The sequence below is a fragment of the Hyphomicrobiaceae bacterium genome (assembly GCA_041397645.1).
In the GTDB taxonomy this organism is placed as follows: Bacteria; Pseudomonadota; Alphaproteobacteria; order Rhizobiales; family Hyphomicrobiaceae; genus Hyphomicrobium_B.
Map to the genome: position 1 here is coordinate 22171 of JAWKWE010000007.1, position 23360 is coordinate 45530.

Annotated in this window: 20 protein-coding genes; 7 read left to right on the plus strand and 13 right to left on the minus strand. The window is 55.6% G+C overall.

What is annotated here, in order from left to right; genetic code table 11:
- Window positions 1–29: 29 nt before the first annotated feature.
- The 3 genes from R3D51_18040 to R3D51_18050 form a co-directional block, all read right to left on the minus strand.
- Window positions 30–995, minus strand: a complete 966-nt coding sequence (locus R3D51_18040; GenBank protein ID MEZ5901384.1) for a DUF4105 domain-containing protein — start codon at window positions 993–995, stop codon at window positions 30–32.
- Between the two features lie 152 nt (window positions 996–1147).
- Window positions 1148–1813, minus strand: coding sequence for a MarC family protein (locus tag R3D51_18045; protein MEZ5901385.1), 666 nt, complete (start codon window positions 1811–1813; stop codon window positions 1148–1150).
- Between the two features lie 529 nt (window positions 1814–2342).
- Window positions 2343–2555: a hypothetical protein gene (locus R3D51_18050; protein ID MEZ5901386.1), complete on the minus strand. Its 213-nt coding sequence runs from the start codon at window positions 2553–2555 to the stop codon at window positions 2343–2345.
- A gap of 447 nt (window positions 2556–3002) precedes the next feature.
- On the opposite strand from R3D51_18050, the gene R3D51_18055 reads away from it, so the two are divergent.
- The 3 genes from R3D51_18055 to R3D51_18065 all read left to right on the plus strand — a co-directional run bounded on the left by R3D51_18055 (window position 3003) and on the right by R3D51_18065 (window position 7896).
- Entirely contained in the window at window positions 3003–3566 is a 564-nt protein-coding gene (locus R3D51_18055) for an HdeD family acid-resistance protein (protein MEZ5901387.1), read from the plus strand.
- Between the two features lie 263 nt (window positions 3567–3829).
- Window positions 3830–4825, plus strand: coding sequence for an efflux RND transporter periplasmic adaptor subunit (locus tag R3D51_18060; GenBank protein ID MEZ5901388.1), 996 nt, complete (start codon window positions 3830–3832; stop codon window positions 4823–4825).
- Window positions 4822–7896, plus strand: coding sequence for an efflux RND transporter permease subunit (locus R3D51_18065; GenBank protein MEZ5901389.1), 3075 nt, complete (start codon window positions 4822–4824; stop codon window positions 7894–7896). Before R3D51_18060 ends, R3D51_18065 begins: the two co-directional genes overlap by 4 nt.
- 92 nt (window positions 7897–7988) lie before the next feature.
- Here R3D51_18065 and R3D51_18070 read toward each other — a convergent pair whose 3' ends face one another.
- From R3D51_18070 to R3D51_18100, 7 genes are all read right to left on the minus strand, one after another.
- The gene (locus tag R3D51_18070; protein MEZ5901390.1) at window positions 7989–10979 is read right to left on the minus strand and encodes a proton-conducting transporter membrane subunit; all 2991 of its coding nucleotides are present in this window, start codon (window positions 10977–10979) and stop codon (window positions 7989–7991) included.
- 122 nt (window positions 10980–11101) lie between these two features.
- Window positions 11102–11461, minus strand: coding sequence for a cation:proton antiporter subunit C (locus R3D51_18075; GenBank protein ID MEZ5901391.1), 360 nt, complete (start codon window positions 11459–11461; stop codon window positions 11102–11104).
- 38 nt (window positions 11462–11499) lie between these two features.
- Window positions 11500–12189, minus strand: a complete 690-nt coding sequence (gene mbhE, locus R3D51_18080; protein MEZ5901392.1) for a hydrogen gas-evolving membrane-bound hydrogenase subunit E — start codon at window positions 12187–12189, stop codon at window positions 11500–11502.
- Window positions 12189–12527: a monovalent cation/H(+) antiporter subunit G gene (gene mnhG, locus R3D51_18085; GenBank protein ID MEZ5901393.1), complete on the minus strand. Its 339-nt coding sequence runs from the start codon at window positions 12525–12527 to the stop codon at window positions 12189–12191. The genes mbhE and mnhG overlap by 1 nt, the downstream gene beginning before the upstream one ends.
- A 2-nt stretch (window positions 12528–12529) precedes the next feature.
- Window positions 12530–12772: a hydrogenase subunit MbhD domain-containing protein gene (locus R3D51_18090; GenBank protein MEZ5901394.1), complete on the minus strand. Its 243-nt coding sequence runs from the start codon at window positions 12770–12772 to the stop codon at window positions 12530–12532.
- A gap of 4 nt (window positions 12773–12776) precedes the next feature.
- Window positions 12777–13037, minus strand: a complete 261-nt coding sequence (locus tag R3D51_18095; protein MEZ5901395.1) for a monovalent cation/H+ antiporter complex subunit F — start codon at window positions 13035–13037, stop codon at window positions 12777–12779.
- Window positions 13030–13551: a Na+/H+ antiporter subunit E gene (locus R3D51_18100; GenBank protein ID MEZ5901396.1), complete on the minus strand. Its 522-nt coding sequence runs from the start codon at window positions 13549–13551 to the stop codon at window positions 13030–13032. The genes R3D51_18095 and R3D51_18100 overlap by 8 nt, the downstream gene beginning before the upstream one ends.
- Window positions 13552–13897: 346 nt before the next feature.
- On the opposite strand from R3D51_18100, the gene R3D51_18105 reads away from it, so the two are divergent.
- From R3D51_18105 to R3D51_18120, 4 genes are all read left to right on the plus strand, one after another.
- Window positions 13898–14938, plus strand: a complete 1041-nt coding sequence (locus tag R3D51_18105; GenBank protein MEZ5901397.1) for a patatin-like phospholipase family protein — start codon at window positions 13898–13900, stop codon at window positions 14936–14938.
- 3 nt (window positions 14939–14941) lie between these two features.
- Window positions 14942–16408 carry a GntP family permease gene (locus R3D51_18110; protein MEZ5901398.1) on the plus strand — a complete coding sequence of 489 codons (1467 nt, stop codon included), beginning with the start codon at window positions 14942–14944 and terminating at the stop codon, window positions 16406–16408.
- Between the two features lie 98 nt (window positions 16409–16506).
- Window positions 16507–18219 carry a metallophosphoesterase gene (locus R3D51_18115; GenBank protein ID MEZ5901399.1) on the plus strand — a complete coding sequence of 571 codons (1713 nt, stop codon included), beginning with the start codon at window positions 16507–16509 and terminating at the stop codon, window positions 18217–18219.
- A 146-nt stretch (window positions 18220–18365) separates the two neighbouring features.
- A complete protein-coding gene (locus R3D51_18120; GenBank protein MEZ5901400.1) occupies window positions 18366–18950 on the plus strand; it encodes a DJ-1/PfpI family protein in 585 nt (194 codons plus the stop codon).
- 70 nt (window positions 18951–19020) lie between these two features.
- On the opposite strand, the gene R3D51_18125 is transcribed toward R3D51_18120, so the two are convergent.
- From R3D51_18125 to R3D51_18135, 3 genes are all read right to left on the minus strand, one after another.
- A complete protein-coding gene (locus tag R3D51_18125; GenBank protein MEZ5901401.1) occupies window positions 19021–19929 on the minus strand; it encodes a hypothetical protein in 909 nt (302 codons plus the stop codon).
- A 118-nt stretch (window positions 19930–20047) separates the two neighbouring features.
- The gene (locus R3D51_18130) at window positions 20048–20713 is read right to left on the minus strand and encodes a hypothetical protein (protein MEZ5901402.1); all 666 of its coding nucleotides are present in this window, start codon (window positions 20711–20713) and stop codon (window positions 20048–20050) included.
- Between the two features lie 67 nt (window positions 20714–20780).
- Window positions 20781–23294: an arylsulfatase gene (locus R3D51_18135; protein ID MEZ5901403.1), complete on the minus strand. Its 2514-nt coding sequence runs from the start codon at window positions 23292–23294 to the stop codon at window positions 20781–20783.
- Window positions 23295–23360: the final 66 nt, after the last annotated feature.

The following is a 23360-nucleotide window of genomic DNA, read 5'->3' on the forward strand; positions in this document are numbered from 1 at the left end:
TCTCCGCAGCAGGCGATCCGCGCGCCATTCTACTTGGACGGACTGGCGTCGAACGTCGGCTCGGATCCTCTCGGCAGAGCCGCACGAATACGTTCTGAGAAATCCGGCGCACCAGCTGCAGCCTGCGCTGCGGAGTTTATCAACGAACTGCGACGCAACTCGTCAAACGACAGTGACGTGTCTACGCGGCCGGAATGATACAGATAGCTATCGATCAGTCCATTCAGCAAATGACGAATATCGAACCGCCCACGTCGCCCAGCGGCGTTCGCGTAGCGGATGATGTTGATGGTGCAGCTGTTGGTCAGCAGATGATAGAACTCGGGATGATCGGCCAACTCGTTGATGCGCTTTAAGTAGACCATGAAGAGACGCTGCGCATCCTCAGGCGACGCATTTAGGTGGTAGAGGTAGACCTGTTCGCCGCGATGGCTTGCTCGAAGTCCCACCAAATCTCGCTCTTCGCCAACGACATAAATCAATTCGAACTGTTTGAAGAGCGACGCGAGCGGGTCGAAAGACTCACCAACCTCTGGTCGGGTTTCTATGGAGATACTGACTGGCTCGGCGTCGTCGAATATGAAGCTGACGAACGTGTGGGCGACCCAGCCCTCTCGCCAGTACGAAACATAGAAGTCGAGCCCCTTTAAATGCGAAAGCTTCACATCCCGATCTATGTAGCGCACTGTGAAGTCATTCCGGCTGCGATAGTCAAAGTCGCGAACGCTTGTGAGATGTATGTTATCGCCATCGATGGATGCACGGGGCATTACTGCAACTTCGGGGCGCCAGGGACGGTCATGTGACGGCGGGATGAAGATCCACCACGCGACAACAGCCGAGAAAAGCGCCAGAAAAGTTACTTTGGCAACCTTGCTGTGTGATAGCCAGAGCGTCCAAATCGAAATGCCGGCAAATGCGATTGCCAACACCATTCGCAACGTGTGCGACGGCAAATTGGAATAGTAGATCGCAAGGCTGGCCCAGAGTGCCACCAAAAACAGTATTAAGTTCCACAGCCCACGGCCTAGAAACCTTATGAGGTTTAACAACATGCTCTATGCCCCGATTTGGGGCTGAGGGCGCCGTACAATGGCAAGCCCAATTACAGTCGGTCCGCGCGCAACGTCTGTCATGATGCCTGAGTTCAAATGCCGTTCAATTCCGCCCATCCATACCACATAATCTGGATGCCGATGCAGAGCAGTATGAAGGCCATCAGTCTCGTCAAGACAAGCATGCCAACATCGCCGAGCCAGACCACAACTGAGGTCGAGTTTTTGAAGATAAGGTACAATGCGAGCGAGACCAGGGCTGCTCCGGCGACGGCCACGAATACGCCGGCGACGTAGAGCGCAGGAGAAGATGGGATCTGTGCCCCAAGCGCAATCGCTGCTGCAATCGTTCCGGGTCCGGTCGTCAACGGAAACGTAATCGGAAAAAAACTTCGCCTCACCACTTCGGCATCCGACATTTCGTAGGTTTTTTCGGCCGCTCGAGCGTGGACCTCGTCTTCTTCAGAGTTGTGAAGCAGGCGCCAGGCGGTCGAAGCCACGAGCAATCCTCCGCCGATACGAACAACGGGAAGCGAAATGCCGAAAATGGCAAGGACGTAGGTGCCAATCAGCATCGAGGCCACGATGACGAACCAACTGTTGATGGCAACTTGCCTCGCAAGGCGAGCGGCAAGATTGCTGTCTTTGCCCACCGTGGTCACAAAGATGGGTGCGGTACTCAGTGGGTTGATAATTGGCAGCAAGGTCACCGGAACAAGCAGCAGTGATTTCACGATGGGAATAAACAGACCTTCCACGTAATCTCCTCGTGCCCAAAATTGGACGTTCCGAACATCTTAGGACATGCCCTTCTTGCAGTCACAAACCTGCAGCTCGGCAGATGGCTCAGAGCCCGAATTGGACTTGGCGCATCGAAAACGGATGCTTAGCCGCAACGATGCCTAAAGACCCGCCAATCACGGCAAATGCCGTTGCGCCAACGGAGGCATCGGCGGTGCGTATGGAGGTATCTCCTGCAGTGTACCTTCTCTAGGCCACTCGCATCTGTCGTCATGAATTTTGGCATGCTCAAAGCAGAAGAGACGTTCGCGTGAGCTGGCGGCTGTCCGCACATTACGAGGAAAACTGCGGCGAGTGCGAAAGAGATGTGACGAAGGTCCATGCTGTCCTCTCAAGGTACGCTGCAAAGTTTCGACAAGTTCGCTAACGTGCCATTGGCTGTAAAAAATGTTGCTGGAAGCCTTTGAGCCCAATGGCTCAATTTCCAGTCACCGACAGCAATGCTCACCGCAGTGAAGCCCGATGAGCATTGCTAGCGCTAGCAGATCACTTACAGGTGCAATTGACGTCAGACGGACCTTTGTCCTCGGTGTTGCCGCCTGTGCACGTGGCGGTCTTCCCTTCCGGGCAGGTCACTGAGCACGATTGAGTTTTGTCCGCGCTGTTTGCCGAGCACGTGCGCAGTTCGGCGGCGCTGGCCAAATTGAAGCTCAAGCTTGCAATGGCGATTGATGACGCGATGACGAAGAATGTACGCATGGACTTCCTCCAGTATAAATGCCATTGTTTCATTTGAAATAAGTCTGTTCTGACGGCTCAATAAAATACAATGGGCAACCAGCCTCCTTAGGCTCAGACAAATAGACTTTTAGCTATTAGCGATATCAACAGCAAGAGTGACCAACGATGGCGTTTCCAGTCTGCCTTTTTCGGACGGTTTCAGACTTGAAACGTTACACCGGATCCTGGAATACCCGCTGAGATTATTGTGCCTGAACCAACGCGAGCGAGTTTTAGTAAATAGCGACCACAGAATGTGGCGTGCAACGACTATCTTCGAACAACATACGTGCATCTTCCCGCCTCCAGCTGTTTTTTTAGATATGTCGGATTGACTGAAGAGCATTGTTGCTGTTCAAGATATACAGACGCTTGTTATATTGAGGCCGATATAGTCCGCAGCTTGTTGAGCGTTGGAGGGTAAGGATGGCTTCGCAGGTGCTGCCGGTCGATCCTGAGAAAATTGCCGCCCATCGGGGATGGTTTCTCGCCCTTGGCGTAGCATTGGTCGTCCTCGGAACTGCAGCTGTCTTATTTCCATTCTATGGCAGTTTAGCCGGGGTACGGATACTCGGTTGGATCATGTTGTTCAGCGGTATCGCGACGGCCGTTCACGTGCATCGCGCCGGCGGCTGGGGGCTTGCTCTGTTGCAGGTTCTGATTGCGATCGCCTACACCGCCGCAGGTGTTTGGCTTCTTTCGAATCCTCTCGCAGGTGTTGCCACGTTGACTTTCGTCCTCATCGCGATGCTGCTGGTGCAAGGGATAATCTCAGTGATCGAGGCCTTCCAGATACGGCCCACTCAAGGGTGGGGATGGGTGCTGATCAGTGGGATCGCCTCCATCATCCTTGCCATCATGCTGAAGATGGAACTTCCAAGTTCCGCATTATGGGCAATCGGAATGCTAGTTGGAGTGAGCCTTGTCATTCACGGATGGTCGTTCATCGCGATGGCTCTTGGTGCACAAAAGAAGCCAGCATCAGGTTAAATGAGTAGGATTGCGAACAATATAGAGTCGTTGTCGCCGTTCGAATAGGTGCTGCTTTGCAAAGCGATGATCGTGACCTGCCGAACCACTCCACCGCCCCGCTCACAACAACGCTTCTTAAATCGCACGATCTCGAACAACATCGATCGCCGCGGCTAGGTCCGCGGTTTCTGTTGTCGCGATCGCGTGGTGCGGCGCTCATTGCATTGGCCATTTCCGCCGCACTCTGCGGGGGTTGCAACCCAAGTGATGAAGATGCGGAGGTGGTGGCCCGGCCCGTGCGCGTTATCACCGTCGCGGATCGACCTTCGGGCGAAGTCGTTTCCCTATCAGGTGTGATCGAAGCGAAAACTGAGGTCGACCTTGCGTTCCGCATCGGCGGACGCTTGATCAATCGCTTGGTCGGGGTTGGCGATCGGGTGGAAGCTGGACAGCTCGTGGCTCAACTAGATCGTGAAGACGAGGAGAATGCCGTACGCGCCGCTGAGGCGAACCTCTCGGCCGCCGAGGGGCAGTTCATCGAAGCTGAAGCGAATTACGGGCGCCAGCAGCAGTTGCTCAGTCGGGGTCACACCACACGTCAACGCTATGATCAGGCCGTCCAGACGTTGAATACCTTACGTTCACAAGTTGATGCCGTCACCGCACAGCTTGCAACCGCAAAGACACGCCTCAATGATACGAACCTCTATGCTGATGCTCCCGGAGAAGTTACGGCGCGCGGCGCAACAGCCGGGGAAGTGGTTACCCCTGGTCAAATGATTGTGCGGGTGGCCAGAAAGGATGGGCGCGACGCTGTATTTGACGCTCCATCTAGTTTTATTTCGCGCGGATCCCAAAATGCGGTCATCGACGTCGCCCTCTCGATCGATCCAAGCGTGACGACCACAGGACGGGTGCGAGAAGTAGCGCCGCAGGCCGACGCACAAACAGGGACCTTTCGCGTTCGCGTCGGCTTGAAAGATACCCCCACGGATATGCGATTGGGGTCGAGTGTCGTTGGCAGGTTGAAAATGGAGGGCGTGGCGGGCGTAGCTATCCCTGCCAGCGCTCTAACGCGGTCGGACAGCACTCCATCCGTCTGGGTTTACGATGCGGCTGCCGGCACGGTATCGCCCAGGCCTGTTGAGGTGTCGGTCTATCGAGCAAGCGAAGTCATCGTATCGGGCGGACTGTCGGCAGGCGATATCGTGGTAACTGCTGGCGTCCATAGTCTGCGACCCGGCCAAAAGGTGCGTCTTCTCGGGCAGTCGTCATGATTGGTCCTAATCTGTCAGCATGGTCTGTCTCGCGCCGGTCTCTCATCGTGTTTTTTATGTTGGTCGCCGTTGTTGCCGGCATCAGCAGTTTTATCAAACTGGGGCGCGCCGAGGATCCCGTATTCACGATCCGGACAATGCTCGTCCGCGCAATCTGGCCAGGTGCTACCCTTCCCGACACGCTCAACCAGGTTACGGAGCGTATAGAGCGCAAGCTTCAAGAAGTCAGTCACGTCGATGTCGTTCGCAGTTCTACCCGCAGCGGCGATACGACGATTTTTATCGATCTCAAGGGTGGCGTGACATCGCGCGATATTCCCGCAATCTGGCAGGAGGTTCGCAACAAAGTCGGCGACATTCGGCATACGCTACCGCCAGGCGTGCTTGGACCGTTCTTCAATGATGATTTCGGCGACACATTCGGTTTTATCTACGGGTTCACGGCCGACGGCTTCTCTCACCGCGAGTTGCGTGATTACGTGGAGGATGTGCGTTCAAAGCTTCTCACGTTACCCGATGTTTCGAAGATCGAGATCCTTGGCGCTCAGGACGAAGAAATCACGATTGAATTTCGTCATGACCGGGTGGCTGCGCTTGGCATTGACTACCCCGCTCTTTTGTCGGCAGTTGCAGCTCAAAATGTTGTAAGACCATCCGGCGTCATCCGAACGGGGCAGGAAAATGTGGCCTTACAGGTATCGGGACAATTCGATAGCGAAGCCGACATCCTCCAAGTCAGCATCAATTTGGGCAATCGCGTCGTAAAGTTGGGGGACATCGCTGATGTTGTACGCGGCTATTCAGATCCACCCTCCCCGCTGTTTCGCGTGAACGGCCACCCTTCGATCGGTCTTGCAATTGCGATGCAGGATTCCGGCGACATTCTTGCCCTGGGCCGCAACATCAAGACTATGATGGCGAAGATCACCCAAGACCTGCCGCTCGGGATCGAGCCCGTGCTCGTCGCGGATCAGGCCGTGACCGTCGATGATGCTATTAACGAATTCACGACGTCTCTTTGGCAGGCAATCGCCATTATTCTCTCCATCGGGATGTTGATGCTTGGGCTGCGACCCGGCGCGGTCATCGCCGTATCGATTCCACTCACTCTAGCCATCGTGATGATCGTGATGGATGCGGTGCACATCGACTTGCATCGCATCTCGCTCGGGGCCCTGATCATCGCACTTGGGTTGCTCGTCGACGATGCCATGACAACAGTCGACGCGATGTTGCGCAGGCTTGACGTCGGAGAAACCCCAGAGGCTGCCGCAAGCTTTGCCTACGCTCATCTTGCCGCTCCCATGTTGACCGGAACGCTGGTGACGATCTCCGGTTTCGTGCCGATCGGCTTCGCGCAGAGTTCTGCCGGTGAATATACGTTCTCTATTTTTGCAGTCGTCGCTATCGCACTTCTGGTTTCATGGCTGGTTGCTGTTGTCTTCGCGCCCGTAGTGGGCGCTGCTATCCTGAAGCCGTCGAGCAAGGCAGATCAGAAAGTCGATGAGGAGTCTGGCGCTGTTCTTCGCACATACCGCAGGCTTCTCGATTGGTCGCTCGCCAATCCACTGCTTACGGTTGCTGCTGTTCTGGGACTATTCATTCTGGCTATTGGCGGTCTAAGGTTCGTTCCCCAACAATTCTTCCCTGCATCTGACCGGACCGAACTGCTCGTCGACCTGACGCTCCCGCAGAGCGCATCCTTGCGAGCCAGCGAGGACGTGACAAGGCGGCTTGATGCCGAATTGGCCAAAGACCCGGATGTCAGCCGGTGGAGTTCGTACGTCGGCCGTGGCGCAATCCGATTTTATCTCCCCCTCAACGTTCAACTTCCCAACGATTTCTTTGCACAGCAAGTTATTGTCGCGAAAGACGTCGCCGCTCGCGACCGGTTGCAAAACAAGCTGGAGAAACTTCTAGCGGAAGATTTTCCTGATCTTGTAACCCGTGTCTATCCACTTGAGCTTGGTCCTCCAGTAGGCTGGCCGGTTCAGTACCGGCTTGTTGGACCAGACGTCGATAAACTGCGTGACCTGTCGGCCGATTTGGCCAATGTCGTGGCATCGAATCCCGAGACTCGCCGGGTAAGCTTCGACTGGAACCAGCCTGCACGAAGAATGGTGATCCGGATCGACCAGGATCAGGCCCGTAGGATCGGATATTCCAGTGAGGCGCTGGCGGGTGTTCTAAACACTATCATCAGTGGCACAAGAGTGACGCAACTGCGCGACGGCATCTACCTCGTCGATGTGGTGGCGCGGGCAAGTCAAGAAGATCGCGTTGCGCTGGACAACCTACAGACCCTGCAAGTTCCGCTGCCGAACGGGCGAACAGTTCCGCTCGCGCAGTTTGCCACGTTCGTAGCGGACCAAGAGCAGCCCGTCGTCTGGAGAAGGGGGCGCATACCGACGCTGACAGTTCAAGCGGATGTAGCTCCTGGCGCATTGGCCGAGGGCATCGTTTCAGACCTTGAAGCGCCGATTGCTGAACTGAATTCTCGCCTTCCGGCAGGCTATCGCATTGAACTTGGAGGCGTTGCCGAAGAAAGCGCCGACAGCCGTGCGTCGGTTCTCGCGGTCGTCCCTTTCATGATCATCTTGATGCTGATACTGCTGATGCTTCAACTTCAGAGCTTCCAGAGCCTCGCAATGGTCGCGTTGGTCATGCCGCTTGGGTTGATCGGCGTGGTCGCCGCGCTGGTAGTCGTTCAAAAACCTCTCGGGTTCGTGGCGGTTCTGGGTGTTCTGGCGTTACTCGGAATGATCGCAAAGAACGGCGTTATCTTGATCTCGCAGATTGAAGAGGAACGGCGCAGTGGTGCATCCGTAAAAGACGCGGCGGTAAATGCTGCGATGTCGCGCTTTCGTCCGCTCATGCTCACGACACTGTCAACAGTCCTTGGGCTGGCGCCAATCGCGCCGACCGTTTTTTGGGGACCAATGGCGTTCGCCGTTATGGGGGGGCTGTTGGTTGCGACGGTACTCACGCTCATCTTCCTTCCAGTGATCTACGTAGCGTGGTTCGACTGGAGGGGTGCCGATAACAAGCCTGTCCCAACGGCGAGAGCGTGACGACAATCGACAGACTTTCTCGGCTGGCAGCCATGAAGGTGTAGCGGCTGTCGTCTATCATTGCGGTTTTACATATTGCATCGTCGGAAGCATTATTTGCCTAGCCAGAGATAGCGTAGACCGCCAGCCGCAACGTACAGTGTTATGAAATAGTACAGAATGTACAAACTATAGGTCCGGCCATTCCCTGTATAGATCGTGCGTGCGCGCATGGCGAGGCCGTCGGTGGCCATAGCGACTTCGCACCAGAACGCTTTTGCCCATGCAGGAGTAAGGATGCCAAATATGGATTTGCAAAAATCATAGAACCGCTTCATCGGCGATATATCCCGAGCGATCCGGCTGATTATATTTTTGAGCATGTCGGAGTTCTGGAGAAACCAGAACAACCCGAACAACAATGCTGAAACCGCCAAGGCGAACAGCATGAATGGAATCGGGTTCCAAGTGCCATAGATCATTTCTAACGACATGCCTTCCCAAACCAGCGTCGATGCGAATTCAGCGTCGATCGCGCGAGAGACCGGCTCGATCAGCAACTTCGGAAAGAACGACATAACTATGATGCCAGCCACCAGTAGAGCCTGCGATGTGAGTAGTGCGGCGGGCGCCTCCTTGACAGCCGCCTCCTCTGGCGGGCCTTGCCCAAAGAAAATCGCCCCAATGAATCTCACCATGTAGAGTAAGCCGATAAAGGTCGCCAACAACGTCATCAGGGCCGGTCCGTACCAACCCTTCTCCATCATGGCGCTCAACAATAGCCACTTACCCCCGAAGCCGACGAATGGCGGCAGGCCGGACATCGCTAGAATAGCTATGGAGGCGGCGGCAAAAGTCAGCGGCATTTGGCGAGCAAGCCCACCAAATTCTGAAAGCCGCCGCCGCCCCGTTCGGGCAATAAGTGCCGCCGCGACGAGAAACAATATCCCCTTCACCATGAGGTGGTTGGCCACGAGGTACAACGCGGTGACCCAGCCCAGATGGCTCATCAACGCAATTGCCGCTACGATATAGCCAAGCTGGCTCATACTAGAATATGCCAACATTCGCTTTATATCGTCCTGGCAAACCGCCATCATCGCAGCCGCGAGCGTGGTAAGCATCCCAATCCAACCGAGTACATGGGCCAGCTGCAAACCAACTTCGGAGCGGATGGCAACATAAGTTCCGACCAGTAGTCCGAATATCGCAACCTTGCTGATAACCGCCGAGAGCAGTGCCGATACGTCGTCATCGGATGAAGCATAGGCGCCGGGCAACCAAACATGGACGCCGAGCGTACCGGCCTTGATCAAAAACCCAATGGCTAACAGCATGAAGACTACAGCGCCACTTGGACCAACGGTGCGTAGTGCGCTTAGAGAATAGCTTGCGCTATCGGCTTTTAATATTGCAAACCCCGCAAGCAGGAAGAAGGCCGCGAAAAGCGAGAACAGCAAAAACGGCAAAGCGTGTTGTTGGACGTCTCGGCTTCGAAGAATCAGGAAATAGGATGAAAGAGTGATCAGTTCCCAAATGAAGAAAAACTCAAGCGTGGTCGCAGCACGTGGCAGAGCGGGAAGTGAAAGCAAGAGGACTGCCAAAAGTGGATAGAAGCCTGGTCTTTCTTCGGACCGGTAGAGCGATCCTATGGATACGACAACGCCGCCCACCAGAAGCAGGAACGCAAATATTCCATTCAGTCCGGTTACGTCCCGAATAAGCCAACCGCCACCCAGGAGCGCGAGCGCCAAAACGGCCAAACCTTGAATCTGGGTTGGGCTCCAAGCAAGCGCGAGAACGAGAACGCCCGCGACAAGCGGTATCGCCACCCAGATTGCTGTTTGCCCAACGACAGCGGCAGCAATGATGCCGCCTATGACAAGCAGTGCCGCCATCGCGTAAATGGGAAGCAGCGCACCGAGGTTGGCTGGCGCACTTTCTAATTCGTCAGAACCATGCAGCGTCTGTCCAAACCACTTAAACAAATAGGCAGCTTCGAGAAGGGAACCTAGAAGGATGAGTGTAATCCAGGCGTAGCGTTCATCCTGCGCCAGGATCATCACAAGTTGCCACTTGGCCCAAAAACCTGGAAACGGCGGGAAGCCCGAAATTGCGGCCAATAGGATACCGAGCGTCGCCAATGTGAGCGGTTGTTTCTTAATTATCGACCAATCTTGCAATCGCTTCTTGCCGACGTAATCCGCCAGCCAGAAAAGCCCCACTTTCGCAAAGAGGTGGTTGGCAAAAAGTCCGCCGACGACCAGAAGCGAAGTCTCGCTATCAGCATTGGCCAGACGCAGAAGGCAAGCGGCGCTCGTCAGCAGGCCTATTTGGCCGATGGAGGAATAGCCAAGCAGGCGCTTCGCAGTCGTCTGCTGCAGACCGATCAGATTGGAAACGACAAATGTTAGAACGCCAGAAGCGGCGATGAGCTCCAATTGGTCATCGAACAACGGCAGCAGCTTGAACAGAGCAAAGAAGACTCCGGTAGAAACACCTCCGGAGATCAGCGCCGCGACGTCACCTCGCGCGGTTTCATAAACATCGAGTCCCCATCCATTCGCAGGAAAAGGCTTCAGCTCCAGTAGTAGGCTGGCGAGCAGGAAAATGAGTGCCGCGAACCCTATAGGGCCCACGATCGCCTCCTTGCTGGCGATCAGTTCGTCGATATTCAGCAACCCGACTGTGACATATAGAAAAACAGTACCAATCAGGAAGAAGTTGGAAGCAAGCACTGTGGCCATGATGTATTTAAAAGTGGCCGACAGCGCCGCGGACGAGCCCTTCAGGCTCAGAAGTCCATAAGTGGCAACCGAAACGATTTCCAGAAACACAAACAGATTGAAAAGGTCGCGGGTCATCACCATGCCCTGGATGCCCATGACCAGAAGCAAGTAGATTAGAATCGTCCCATATTTTTCGCGCAAGAAGTAGTACGCGCCGATCAATCCCACCAGATTGACGCTGAAGGCGAAGAAGGCCTCATTGAGACTGACACGGAGATTGATCGCGTAAGGTGGCTTTGCCCCTCCGGTCAAAATCTCGATGGGTGCCGCTCCGTGCAGCTGTTGGAGCAACGAAATGCCTGTGATCGCAGTCATCGCGGCGAGAACACAGATAAATGTGCTCGCGACCCAACGGCCCCCAAGGCGGTTCAATAGCGGGATGAGAAACGCACCGCCTAGCCCAATAATAAATATGTTCTGAGGATGAAGAAGACCATCTACCATTTCGATTCCGTGAGGGCGTCAATCGACAGAGTCTTTTTCGCGTCGTACAGCCGGATGGCGTAGGCCAACATGATCGCAGTGACCGCCAAGCCGATCACGATGGCAGTTACGACAAGCGCGGAAGGTATAGGATCAACCGCACGATGCGGCGCATCAGCTAGGCTCAAAGCACTGTCGATAATCGGCGCTGTTCCACCGGTCACGTAACCGATCGCGACGATAACGATATGGCTTCCGGTGCCCATCAATGAAAATGAAATGATGATCCGCAGAATGTTGCGGTGGGTAAGCACGCCCCAAAGGCCGATCAGGATGAGAAGAAAGCCTGTCGTCAGAACCACACTTGAAATCATAGAGGTATCCTCCCGCTTCCCTCACCGTCTCTGGCGGCCTAAGTGCGAAACTTGGCGACTATCACGCTCAACTCGCTGCCCACCTTGATACCAAGCAGGAGCGACAAGATTGGAATTGCGCCCGCGCTGAAGAATGCGCCGAGCTGTCCTAGCGGCAACGTTCTGGTGTCCAAGAACCCGCCAGCAAATATCAGCCCCGCAATTCCTACAACGACGAACAAGACTCCTGCCACCGACTCCAACACGCTTAGTAGTTCGACATCGACCTCAAATTGCGCGTCGGCCAAAACCCACAAAATAACGCATGAGGCGAGAACCGCTCCGCCCTGAAAACCTCCACCTGCGGACAAATGTCCGTTCATGATGATGTAAGCGGCGAAAATCGCGATTAGGGGAGTGAGGATTCGGCTGGCCGTCTGCACTATTTCAGAGGCCGGCCTTCCAGGCTGCCGCGAATCCTCAATGCCCGATTTGTTCTGATACCCAAGAACCAGACCAACAGCGGCCGCCACTATAAACAGCACGGCCACCTCACCTAGTGTATCGAAGGCTCGGTAGTGGAGCAAAATTCCGGTGATGACGTTAGTTGCACCGAGTTCTCGCGGGACCAAATCCGTGTAATTGCGGGCGAGAGGACGAAGAGTTTCACTGGGCGAGTGGTTGAGGGCAACGCTCGCAAATACCAGCCCAAAGAAAATCACCGCAAAGGCGATAGAAGTTCGTTGCATTACAGCTCATTCCTGCTCATCGCTTCGGCATCACGAAGTGCGTCAATACTGGAATTCCCCGCCATTGGAATGCGGATGAAGTGCGCGGCCCTTGCCAGGGCATGTGAAGAGGCGGGATTGGTCATCCATACAAAGTAAATGATGAGAACCAATTTCAAGGTCCAGTCTGGATGATAGAAGGCCACTCCCAGAAGCACGAGGGTGTTACCGAGGGTTGAAGCCTTTGTGCCGGCCTGCATACGCGTATAGGCATCCGGCATCCGCAGCATCCCGAGGCCGGCGGAGAAATGAAAGAAAGCACCAATCAAAATCAGAATGCTTCCGATTAACTCCGTCATGTTCACTCCTTTGATCCAGACGTTTTGCGGATGGCGTAAAGAAAGATCAGAACGGATAGGCCCGAGCCGATGGATGCCTCGGTCATTGCGACGTCGGGCGCACCCAAAATGACATAGCAAACCGCTGCGAATAGGCCCGCAAGCCCTCCGCTGATCATCGCTAGAAGTGTATTTTTTAGGCCGACCGCCAGAAACGCACTGATGACAATGCTGGCGCAAAGAAGATAGACGAACGGTTCAAGCATGGCGCTAAAGTCCGCGTTCAAGATACCTAGCGATGGCAAGGACACCGAGGAAGCTCAAGACGCCATACACCAGCGCCACATCGAGATAAATAAAGCGGTCCGCGACATGGGCGTAGATAGCGATGAGCGATATGGAAATAACGGTAAGCATGTCTATCGCGGCAACACGATCGACAGACGTTGGGCCCCTAACTAGACGCACAACGCCCAATAGAACGCCCAACAGGATAAAAGCCCCAGCAAGAGCTAGCAAATAATCAGCCAAAGGTCTTCTCCAATTGCTCCTCGAAAGGACCTGCAATCAGGCGTGTGGCTTCCTCCAGATCACTCGTTTCCAGATCGAGGCAATGGACAAACAGACTATCGCCCTCAATATCAACGACGAGTGAACCGGGTGTAAGCGTAATCGAATTTGCAAGCGCCAAACGGCCAACGGGGGTTTTTAGTTTGGTCTTGATCTTGACGATGCCGGGGTTGATTTCTATGCGAGGCGAATAGACGTAACGCAGCATGTTGACGTTCGCCCGTGTGAGCTCAGCCAAGAAAATCCCAGTGTATGAGATGAAATGATAAAGACGGACCGGATGCGCGACTACATCCTGCCATACCCCCGCTTTACGCGTGAAAGCGAATGCCAGCCCACCCGAAATTACAACACCCGTGATCACAGGCTCAATCGCAGCGCTGGAGTTCAGAAAAATCCAAATTGCAGTCAGAAGCGCGGCTAGTACAATAAACCCGCTGCTGCGTGACGGTTGTCCCTGTTGGTCGCCTGCCATCCCAATGCACCTATTCCAAAGCCATGGCGCTCGCACCGACGACAGTTGATGACTAATGCAAAACCGTACTTGCGTGCGCCCTTGCGGCGCTCCCAAGCCATCTAAGACGTTAACTTCAACGATACTCCTTTTTTATGGGCTATCACAGAGAGCGTAACTACTCAATTTGATCTGTGACCACCCGACTCTGCCGATTCGGATGGAAACGCGATACCAAACTCTGCATACATCTGCTGCCGCCATCGCAATGATAGGCTGCTCCGATGGGCTTCGGCGTGTCATTGTCAACGAGATAGTCGACTTATTGTTTATAGCTCAGCATGTGTGGATATAAGAGGGATTGTTAATGCCTATTGCTCGCGTTGAATCCTCTAGTGAACCTCTTCTTGTTGATTTAGCTCTTCAGGGCGGTGGGTCACACGGCGCCTTTACATGGGGCGTACTCGATCGCCTGCTAGAAGAAGACGGCGTAAAATTGGAGGCCATTTCCGGCACCTCGGCCGGAGCGATGAATGCTGCCGTCCTTGCCCACGGATTGTTGGCCGGGGGTAAGGAGGGCGCCCGCACTGCGCTTCACGACTTCTGGCGGCGGGTGGCTGATGCTGCCACGTTCAGCCCGTTTCAACGAAGTCCGCTCGACCGCATGCTGGGCAGATGGTCGCTCGACTATTCCCCCATGTACATTGCAACCGACCTCATGGCGCGTCTTGTCTCGCCCTATTTCTTCGGAGCAAGCGGAGCCAATCCGTTAAAGGACATATTGACCGAGCTCGTTGATTTCGATCGATTGGCCGCGGGCCGGATTAAGCTTTTTATCACCTGCACCAATGTTCGCACTGGGCGCGGCCGAGTATTCAGGAACCCCGAGATTACCGCTGACGTACTGATCGCTTCCGCCTGCCTTCCGACGATGTTTCAGGCTGTGTACATCGACGGCGATCCGTATTGGGATGGAGGCTATTCCGGCAATCCAACCATCGCTCCTCTGGTTCGTGAGTGCGAGTCACATGACACCATTCTGGTTCAGATCAATCCAATTTTGCGCGAGGAAGCGCCGACTGAGGCCCATGAAATCAACAATCGCCTTAATGAGGTTTCGTTCAACGCTCCGCTCATGAAGGAGCTCAAGATGATCGCCCTGCTGCGCAAAGTTGCAGACCAGGGTGATGGCGAGGGGTGGCAGTGGGCGCAAATGAGAATGCACCTCATTAAGAGCGACATGCTTGCTAGGCTTGGTGCATCATCGAAACTCAATGCCGAGTGGGAATTCCTGACGATGCTGAGAGATGAAGGGCGCCGCGCAGCAAGCGCCTTTATCGACGAGCACCGCGATGACGTTGGTGTGCGCTCCACATACGATATCGACAGTCTTTTGGAAGGAGCCTAAGCAGTGGGTCTTCTTGGCATTTTTGTAGCTCTTACATTCCTGATGTTCTTTGCCTTTCGCGGTTGGACCATTTTATTGCTCGCACCCGCCGCCGCTTTGATCGCGGCAGCCTTCGCTGGCGAGCCTTTGCTGGCTCACTGGACGCAAACATTCATGATCGCGGCGTCGGGTTTTCTGGCGCAGTTCTTTCCGATTTTCCTACTCGGAGCGTTGTTCGGAAAGCTGATGGATGACAGCGGATCCGTCACAACGATCGCTAACTTCATGACGGACAAGCTCGGCCCTAGTCGCGCCGTTCTAGCGGTGGTACTCGCGGGTGCTCTGGTTACGTACGGAGGCGTGAGCCTTTTCGTTGCTTTCTTCGTGCTCGCTCCGATGGGGTTAGCCTTATTCCAAGCCGGTAACATCCCGCGGCGCCTATTGCCTGCGGCGATTGCTCTTGGCACTTCGACCTTCACGATGTCTGCCTTGCCCGGCAGTCCGGCCATTCAAAATGCGATACCCATGCCATTCTTCGGAACGACGCCTTTTGCGGCGCCCGGGCTCGGCATCATCGCCGCTATAGTGATGTTTGGGTTTGGTATCTGGTGGCTAAACGTTGCGCAAGCCCGCGCGCAGAGAGCTAGCGAAGGCTTCGACAACTCTGTCGTGATGGAGCCTGTGACGTCGACCCTTCATGCTGCCGATGACCTCACGGTTCGAGAACTGGCATCGACCGCTCGGGAATTCGATCCGGCGGAGATTGACGCCGGCGCACGTGCTGCAAACGGTCCACCGATCGTCTTAGCCATGCTGCCACTGGCGGTAGTCATTAGCGCAAATTTCATTATGACCCAGTTTGTCCTTCCACGGATTGATGCGTCGTTTCTGGAGAAGGGACAGTGGGGCGGAACAAGCCTCGCATCGGTAGGTGGAATCTGGTCCGTTTCGGTCGCGCTTTTTCTTGCTATCGTGGTTCTTGTGTTTCTCAATTACAAGCGTCTTCCCGCACTGCGCGATACGGTGGATGCAGGCGCCAATGCATCGGTCTTGCCTGTATTAAGCGTTGCCAGCCTTGTAGGTTTCGGCGCGGTAGTCGCCGCGCTTCCTGCATTCGCAATGGTTCGTGATTGGGTTCTCGGGATCGGTGGCGGCCCTCTCGTTTCGCTCGCCATCGCAACCAATATTCTTGCTGCACTGACAGGATCGGCATCGGGCGGCATGACCATCGCTCTTGATGCGTTAGGCCCGACCTTCATGCAAATCGCCCACAGCACGGGCTTGGACCCGTCCTTGATGCACAGGGTCGCGGTGATTTCATCGGGGACGCTCGATAGTCTTCCGCACAACGGCGCAGTTGTGACCATGCTATCGGTATGCGGCTGCACACATCGGGAGAGCTATCTCGACATAGTGATGGTTGCAGTTTTGGGCGCGACGCTGGCGCTAATCGCGGTTATCGTGCTGGGCGGTATGTTCGGATCATTCTGATAGAGAGGTGGTTGTTAGTGTCAGAGCGTAGTCCCGATCGCTTTGGCCTTGGACGCCCGCTAATCGATCCGAGTTGCGGCGACTCGGAAGATGATGCCTTGAGCACAAAGAAACGGAAGCTCAGTGCTCTTGCGGGAAGCCTGCTCGCTGAAATCAGTCTCACCAAATTCCTGACAGCGTGGATCTTACTTATCGGGCTGCCTAGCCTGTCGCTGGGCTTGGCGCCGATGGTGGCTTCTGCGTGGCTCGCAACCGTATCCAACAAAGTGGCGTCGTTGTCAGGCATCAGCTCCCTCGTGATGCTTATTGTAGTAGCTGCCATTGGCCTCTTCGGCTTGCGACATTTAACGCGCTTGGTTGAAAGTACGTTCTGGGCACTTCACTCGCTTGCCGTTCAGCCTGTCTACGTGTTGATCCGGGAAGTCTTGGCGCAAGTCACGGAAGTGGAGGCTGGCGCGAGCGAAGAACAACGGGGCCGGCAGCGTGCGATGACGGCGGCCGCGGCAGGCATCATTACGTGTGTAATTGCCGCTTTTTTCGTTGCTTTCGTCTGGCCGTTTACCCGCTGGTCGGCAAGTTGGGCAGACTTGCGAACCCCACTGCAACTGGTGGCCCCTGCGCTGGCGAATGCCGTCGCAATTGTTAGTTCTTATCTCGCTGCGGCATCTCTCCTCTGGGGCATAAGCGATGCGGCTATGGACCAGCCGATGCCCTTTGCCGACTTGGCAGATACCGGTCAATCATCGGGCGCCATTTCAAAACGGACAGCTGGTTTCCGTGTCGCTCATTTGTCGGACGTGCATGTCGTTGGCGAGCGGTATGGATTTCGGATTGAAAGTGGACGCGCCGGGCCACGCGGCAACGAGCGGCTGGATAGGCTCTTGGAAGTTCTGGCTAGCGTTCATAGCAAAGAGCCGATTGACGTGGTTCTTCTCACCGGAGACATGACCGATGCCGGTCGTCTTTCGGAATGGGCGGAATTTCTGGAGCGACTTTCCGCCAATCCAATGCTTGCCGAACGGACGCTAATCCTTCCCGGCAATCATGACGTCAATGTTGTAGATCGCTCCAACCCGGCCCGGCTAGAATTACCAACCAGTCCAGGAAAGCAGCTGCGCCAAATGCGAACGCTGTCTGCCATGGTCAGTGTTCAAGGCGACCGCGCGCATGTTTTTGATCGCAACACAACGGACATCGGCCCGACGCTGGCAGAATGGATCGAACCACATCGGCAAACGATCGCGCAGTTCTCCGACAGCGCCCGCCATTACAGTACCGGATTAGCGGATCTATGGATTGGAGCCTTTCCTCAGGTGATCGCGCCAAGCGAGCCCGATGGAATAGGCATCGTTATTCTGAATTCCAATGCGGTATCTAACTTCTCCTTCACAAACGCGCTCGGGCTTGTGCCCGCCGAAGACGTGTCAGCACTTCGCTGCATCGTATCCAAATTTCCTCGTGCTGGCTGGATCGTCGCGATGCATCACCACTTGATTGAATACCCAATGCCGGTCAGCGAGATCTCTGAACGCGTTGGCACAGCGCTGATCAACGGCACTTGGTTTGTGCGCCAATTGAAGCCTTTGGCGGATAGGATCGTAGTCATGCATGGTCATCGACATAAGGACTGGATGGGACGCGTAGGAAAGCTCAAAATTATCTCAGCGCCGTCGCCGGTAATGGGCGTGCTAGATGCCGATCCGACCTACTTCTATATTCATTCGATAAAAACGCCGATGAACGCAGAGCTCCATCTCGCGCCTGCTCAAAAAGTCATAATCAAGGGGGCATCTGCGACCGAAGCGGCCTAGAAGCCGTTGGATCTGCGCCAACCGAGGTTAGGCTCGGCGCACTTCGAGGGCCGGGCATACTATCGTTGGTCTGCACGACCCAATCAAAGATCATATAATCTCGCTGCCGGCAACGACCGGCTACCGGCTCACTCAAGGAGGCGACGATGGCAGGCAAGAAGATCCTGATGCTGTGCGGCGATTTTGTCGAGGACTATGAAACCATGGTGCCGTTCCAGACCCTGCTGACTGTGGGTCACACGGTGCACACGGTATGTCCCGACAAGAAGACGGGCGAGACTGTCGCCACCGCCATCCACGATTTCGAGGGCAACCAGACTTACACGGAGAAGCGCGGTCACAACTTCACGCTCAATGCCACGTTCGCGGATGTGCGCGGCGCCGACTATGACGCGCTCGTGATCCCAGGCGGCCGGGCGCCAGAGTACCTACGCCTCAATCCTGCTGTGATCGCCCTTGTTCAACACTTCATGGAGAGCGGCAAACCGGTGGCTGCCATTTGCCATGGCGCACAGATCCTCGCGGCGGCTTCCGTGCTCAAGGGCCGCCGCTGCTCAGCCTATCCTGCGTGCCGCCCAGAGGTCGAATTGGCGGGCGGCGAGTACGCCGATATAGCAATCGATGCCGCGGTTACCGACAACAACCTCGTGACGGCGCCAGCTTGGCCTGCGCATCCAGCCTGGATGGCACAATTTCTGAAGGTTCTCGGCACACGCATCGAGCACGCTTAACCGGTCGACCGCGCGGTCTCGACTGTTTCTCAGGTGGGCGAACAAAATCTCGGCGTAGAGGCGCGGCGGTTCAGAAGCGAAGTGTCGCGCCCATGACCGGGCCCTGCATCAGCACGTCGAAATCATACCGGTTTGTACCCGAACCTTGCGAGTAATCGACCGATAGCGCGCGATAGCCGACATAGCCGTCAAGCGTATAGCGGTCGGTCGCGCACAGCTGGAAATCATACGTACCGATAACCTGCCAGGTGAACTTGCTACCCGCGTCGAACCCGCCGATATCTCCGCGCAGCGTCAGTCGTTGACCGGGCGCGAGGTCTTGACGTAGTCGTGCGCCGATGAAGGGGTCAACCCAATCGACAGAACCAGACTTTGCATAGGCGCGACTGCCACTGACGGTAAGCCCAGCAATATCGATGGTCGTCGCGAGATCGGCAGAGATGCTCGTGTCCTGGTGCCAATAGCGTCCACCCGCCAACACGTCGACGGCGCTGGCGCCCAGCCCGGGGCTATTGCCAGACCAGATCTCGTAGGCGCCGCCAAGTTCTATGATGGCCTGCTCATAGTCAGCCTTGACGTTTAATCCCAACGCTGCTCCGCCGACCTGACGAGAAAAACCCGCCGCCCCTGACAGCTGCGCATAGACGATGTCGTTGAACAGGGTGAGGCGACCGTTGCGCGCCTCTGCATAGCTGAACCAAGCCGGAATGCCCGACCAATCCAATGCGTCGAGAACCTGATTGGGTGCTACGTCGACACTTACCGTACGGCCCTTGACCGTCAGGTCGCCCGACATCCAAGTCAGCCATCCGTAGGTCGTGAAGCTGAAAGCCCACGGACTTGCCTGAGCCATCGGCTCAACGGGCGCTGGCTCAGGCCCGCCTCCAAGATCCGCACTCGCTGCTGGACCGTAGATCCCGAATGAGCCAAGCAGGAAAGCTGCCGCAGCCCAACCAAACCATTTGCTGCACTTCACCATTGCCCGGCATCCCCCAGTCCGCGTGCATGAAATTTCGCAACTCATAATACGCGAAACTTGGGAAAGGGTCCGTTGCTGCGCGGGCACAGCAACGGAAATTAGGTCTCCAAACCTCCAATTAATAACAGGGAGGAAACGGGTAATAGCCGCATCGGCGATCGTAATAATAGGGAGCAGCGGCAGCTGCCGCCCCAACGGCCGCGCCTCGATACCAAGCCGCCCTATAGGCGGTCCGGCGCGCCGCACCGGCAAATGAGAACGGCGTCAACGGACGGCCAATAATGTCGATGAAGATCGATGCAGGACCGTCGGCACCCATCAAATCACCTTCCAGCACCGAGACCTCGAAGGTCAGCTTATCGCCGTCCAGCTTCGGTGACTTCATGACGATCACTGCGTCGCGGATCTTGGTGCCATCCTTGCTGAAAACCGAAATGGTGGCGTTGGGCGGATCCTGCGCGAAGCTATCTTTTCCTTCCGTCGGAGACCATTCCTGAAGCAGCTCGGTCGTCATCGCATGACCGGCTGCGCGGACCGGGCGATCGGCGAATACGATTGAGTTCTTCGCGACGCCGGTCAGCGTCAGCGTGTTGCCATCCAGACTCGCGCCGGCCGCATTCATGACTATCAGTGAAGGAACGATTTCAGGTTTTGCCTCGCCGATTTTTTTCTGGAGCGGCACGTGCTCGGGCGTGGTCGACGCACTTTGAGCGGATGCGCCCGAGGGGAGGAAATTTAATCCGAGAGAAATGATTGCCGCTGCCAGAGGAAAAAGGCGTGTCATACTCAAACTCCATAATTACTTAGAAAAGAAATTGGCTGATGGGCAAAGACCATCAGCCTGCTCGTTCCTACTCACGCATTTTGTTTTCTATCTGCGCGTCGCTCATGTTCTTGATGTCTTCGGGCGACAGTTGCGGCCGGTCCACCTTGATCGTGAGCTTATTGAGTTTAGACGTCAGCGCGAATGGCGGCTTGTAATCAGCATCATTGACACCGGTCAGGGTATCGGAGCCGATGTCGAAGCTCTCGTCCCACTGAAGGATCATTGGGAGAGTTTTTTCCATCGTCTCGGTGGCAACAACGTTTCCGTCAACCTTGAGGGTACCAACTCCACCGCGACCAACGCCGGAGAAATTGTTGTAGGCAAGCGTTCCCGCACCTTTACCGTCGTACTTAAAATCGAACTCGACGCTGTGAGGGCCAGGCTTGAGCGCCTCAGATCCTTCCCACTTGATGCGCTTGAGGTCGACCAAGTTCCACAGAAACACCGGCTTACCGTTCAACACATAGAATCCGTAGCCGCCGAAGCGGCCACCCGAAGTCAGGATCATGCCGTCACCACCGCCCTCTGGGACGTCGATATCGGCTGTGATCGTATAGGAGGCGTTGAGCAGCATTGGCGAGTCGCCCTGGGGTAGACCGACCATCGGCCGCGTGTAGACGAATTCCGTTCGCCCAGAGGTGATGTTCGGCCGGGGCGCAACGATGCGTGCCGCCACCGAGGCGTCCAATGGGAAGACCTGGTACTTCTTAGCCTCTGCGACGAACTTCTTACGCATCTCCGCAACTTTGTCAGGATGTGCTGCAGCAATGTCGTCGGACTGGCTGAAGTCCTTAGTCAGGTCGTAGAGCTGGAACACTTGGTTGTTCAGCGGATCGGTATTGGCAGGGCCGAAGGCCTCCCAAGGTGCACGATTGACTTTGGTGCTCAAGAGCCAGCCGTCATCGTAAAGCGCCCATTGGCCCATCATCTCGAAATACTGAGTCTTGTGGCGCGAGGCTACTTTCGCGTTCTTCTCATCGAAGGTGTAGAGGAAGCTCGTTCCTTCGATCGGCGCTTGCTTGATTCCATCCACGACCTCGGGTGCGCGAATACCAGCAGCCTCGAGGATGGTGGGTACGACATCGATGACATGGATGAATTGCTCACGCAGCTCTCCCTTGTTCTTGATGCGCGCAGGCCAAGACACGACCATGTTCTGATTAATGCCGCCTAGTCTGGATGCATTCTGTTTGAACCAATCGAACGGCGTGTCGAAGGCCCATGACCAGCCGGCCGACATGTGATTATAAGTCTGCTCGGTACCCCAGACATCGTAGAATTTCATCTGTATGTCAGCAGGAAGCTTGTTGATCCCATTGAAGAAGGCAACTTCGTTCGGTGTGCCCAGTGGGCCACCTTCGGCACTCGTGCCGTTGTCACCATTGATGTAGATGATGAGCGTGTTATCGAGCTTGCCGAGATCCTCGAATGCCTTGATCACGCGCCCGATCTCATGATCGTTGTAGGCGGCATATGCGGCGAAGACCTCCACTTGGCGGATGAAGAGCTTCTTTTCGACGTCGCTGAGTTTATCCCACGGCTGGAGGACGTCATTTGGCCAAGGCGTTAGCTTCGCATCTTTGGCGACGACGCCAAGCCGCTTCTGGTTCTCAAAAATGCGCTCGCGCAGCTTGTTGTAGCCGTCGTCGAAAAGGTGCATTTCGTGAATCTTGTCCACCCATTCCTTGGTAGGATGATGTGGTGCGTGCGTGGCCCCAGGCGCATATTTGATGAAGATCGGCTTGTCGGGCTGGGTCTGGTGGATACGTGTCACATATTCGATAGCGTCGTCAGCCATCCCCGTAATGAGGTTCCAGCCTGGCTTGCCCTCGAAGGGATAGATCTGCGTCGTATTGCGGAAGAGGTTTGGCTGCCACTGATTGGCATCGCCGCCGACGAATCCGTAAAAGTATTCGAAGCCCATACCGGTGGGCCACTGGTCGAACGGTCCGACCTGGCTAGCCGCGAAGGCCGGCGTATTGTGATCCTTGCCGAACCAGGCGGTCGCGTAGCCATTGTCGAGCAGGATTCGACCAATCGTGGCTTTATCTTCGCTAATAATGCTGTTGTAGCCGGGGAAGCCGGTCGACTGCTCCGAAATTACGCCAAAACCAACCGAGTGATGATTACGCCCGGTGATGAGCGCTGCGCGGGTCGGTGAGCACAGGGCCGTCGAAAATACTCGATTGAAGCGCAAGCCTTCCTGAGCCAGTTGGTCCATCGTGGGTGTCGGGATCACACCGCCGAACGTGCTGGGAACTCCGAAGCCGGCGTCGTCGGTGATAATGAGAAGCACATTCGGCGCACCTTTTGGTGGTACGATACGCGGCGCCCACCATGGCGTTGATTGCAGGGCGTCGTTCTTGATTACACCGCCGAATTCCGGGTCGGGGGCGGGCAGCTGTTTTCCATCGATGCTAGTTGTGGCGCTCGGCGAACCTAGCGTGCCGGTAACTTCCTGCGCACGTGCGGTGTCGGGCAACGTAACAGCAAGAAGCGAAAATCCCAGGACAAACGCAACTGCGGTCTTAATTTCCATGACAACAACCTCACACAAGAATTCCAACCCAAAAAATTGCTTGCAAACTACCATGTATCTGTGTCG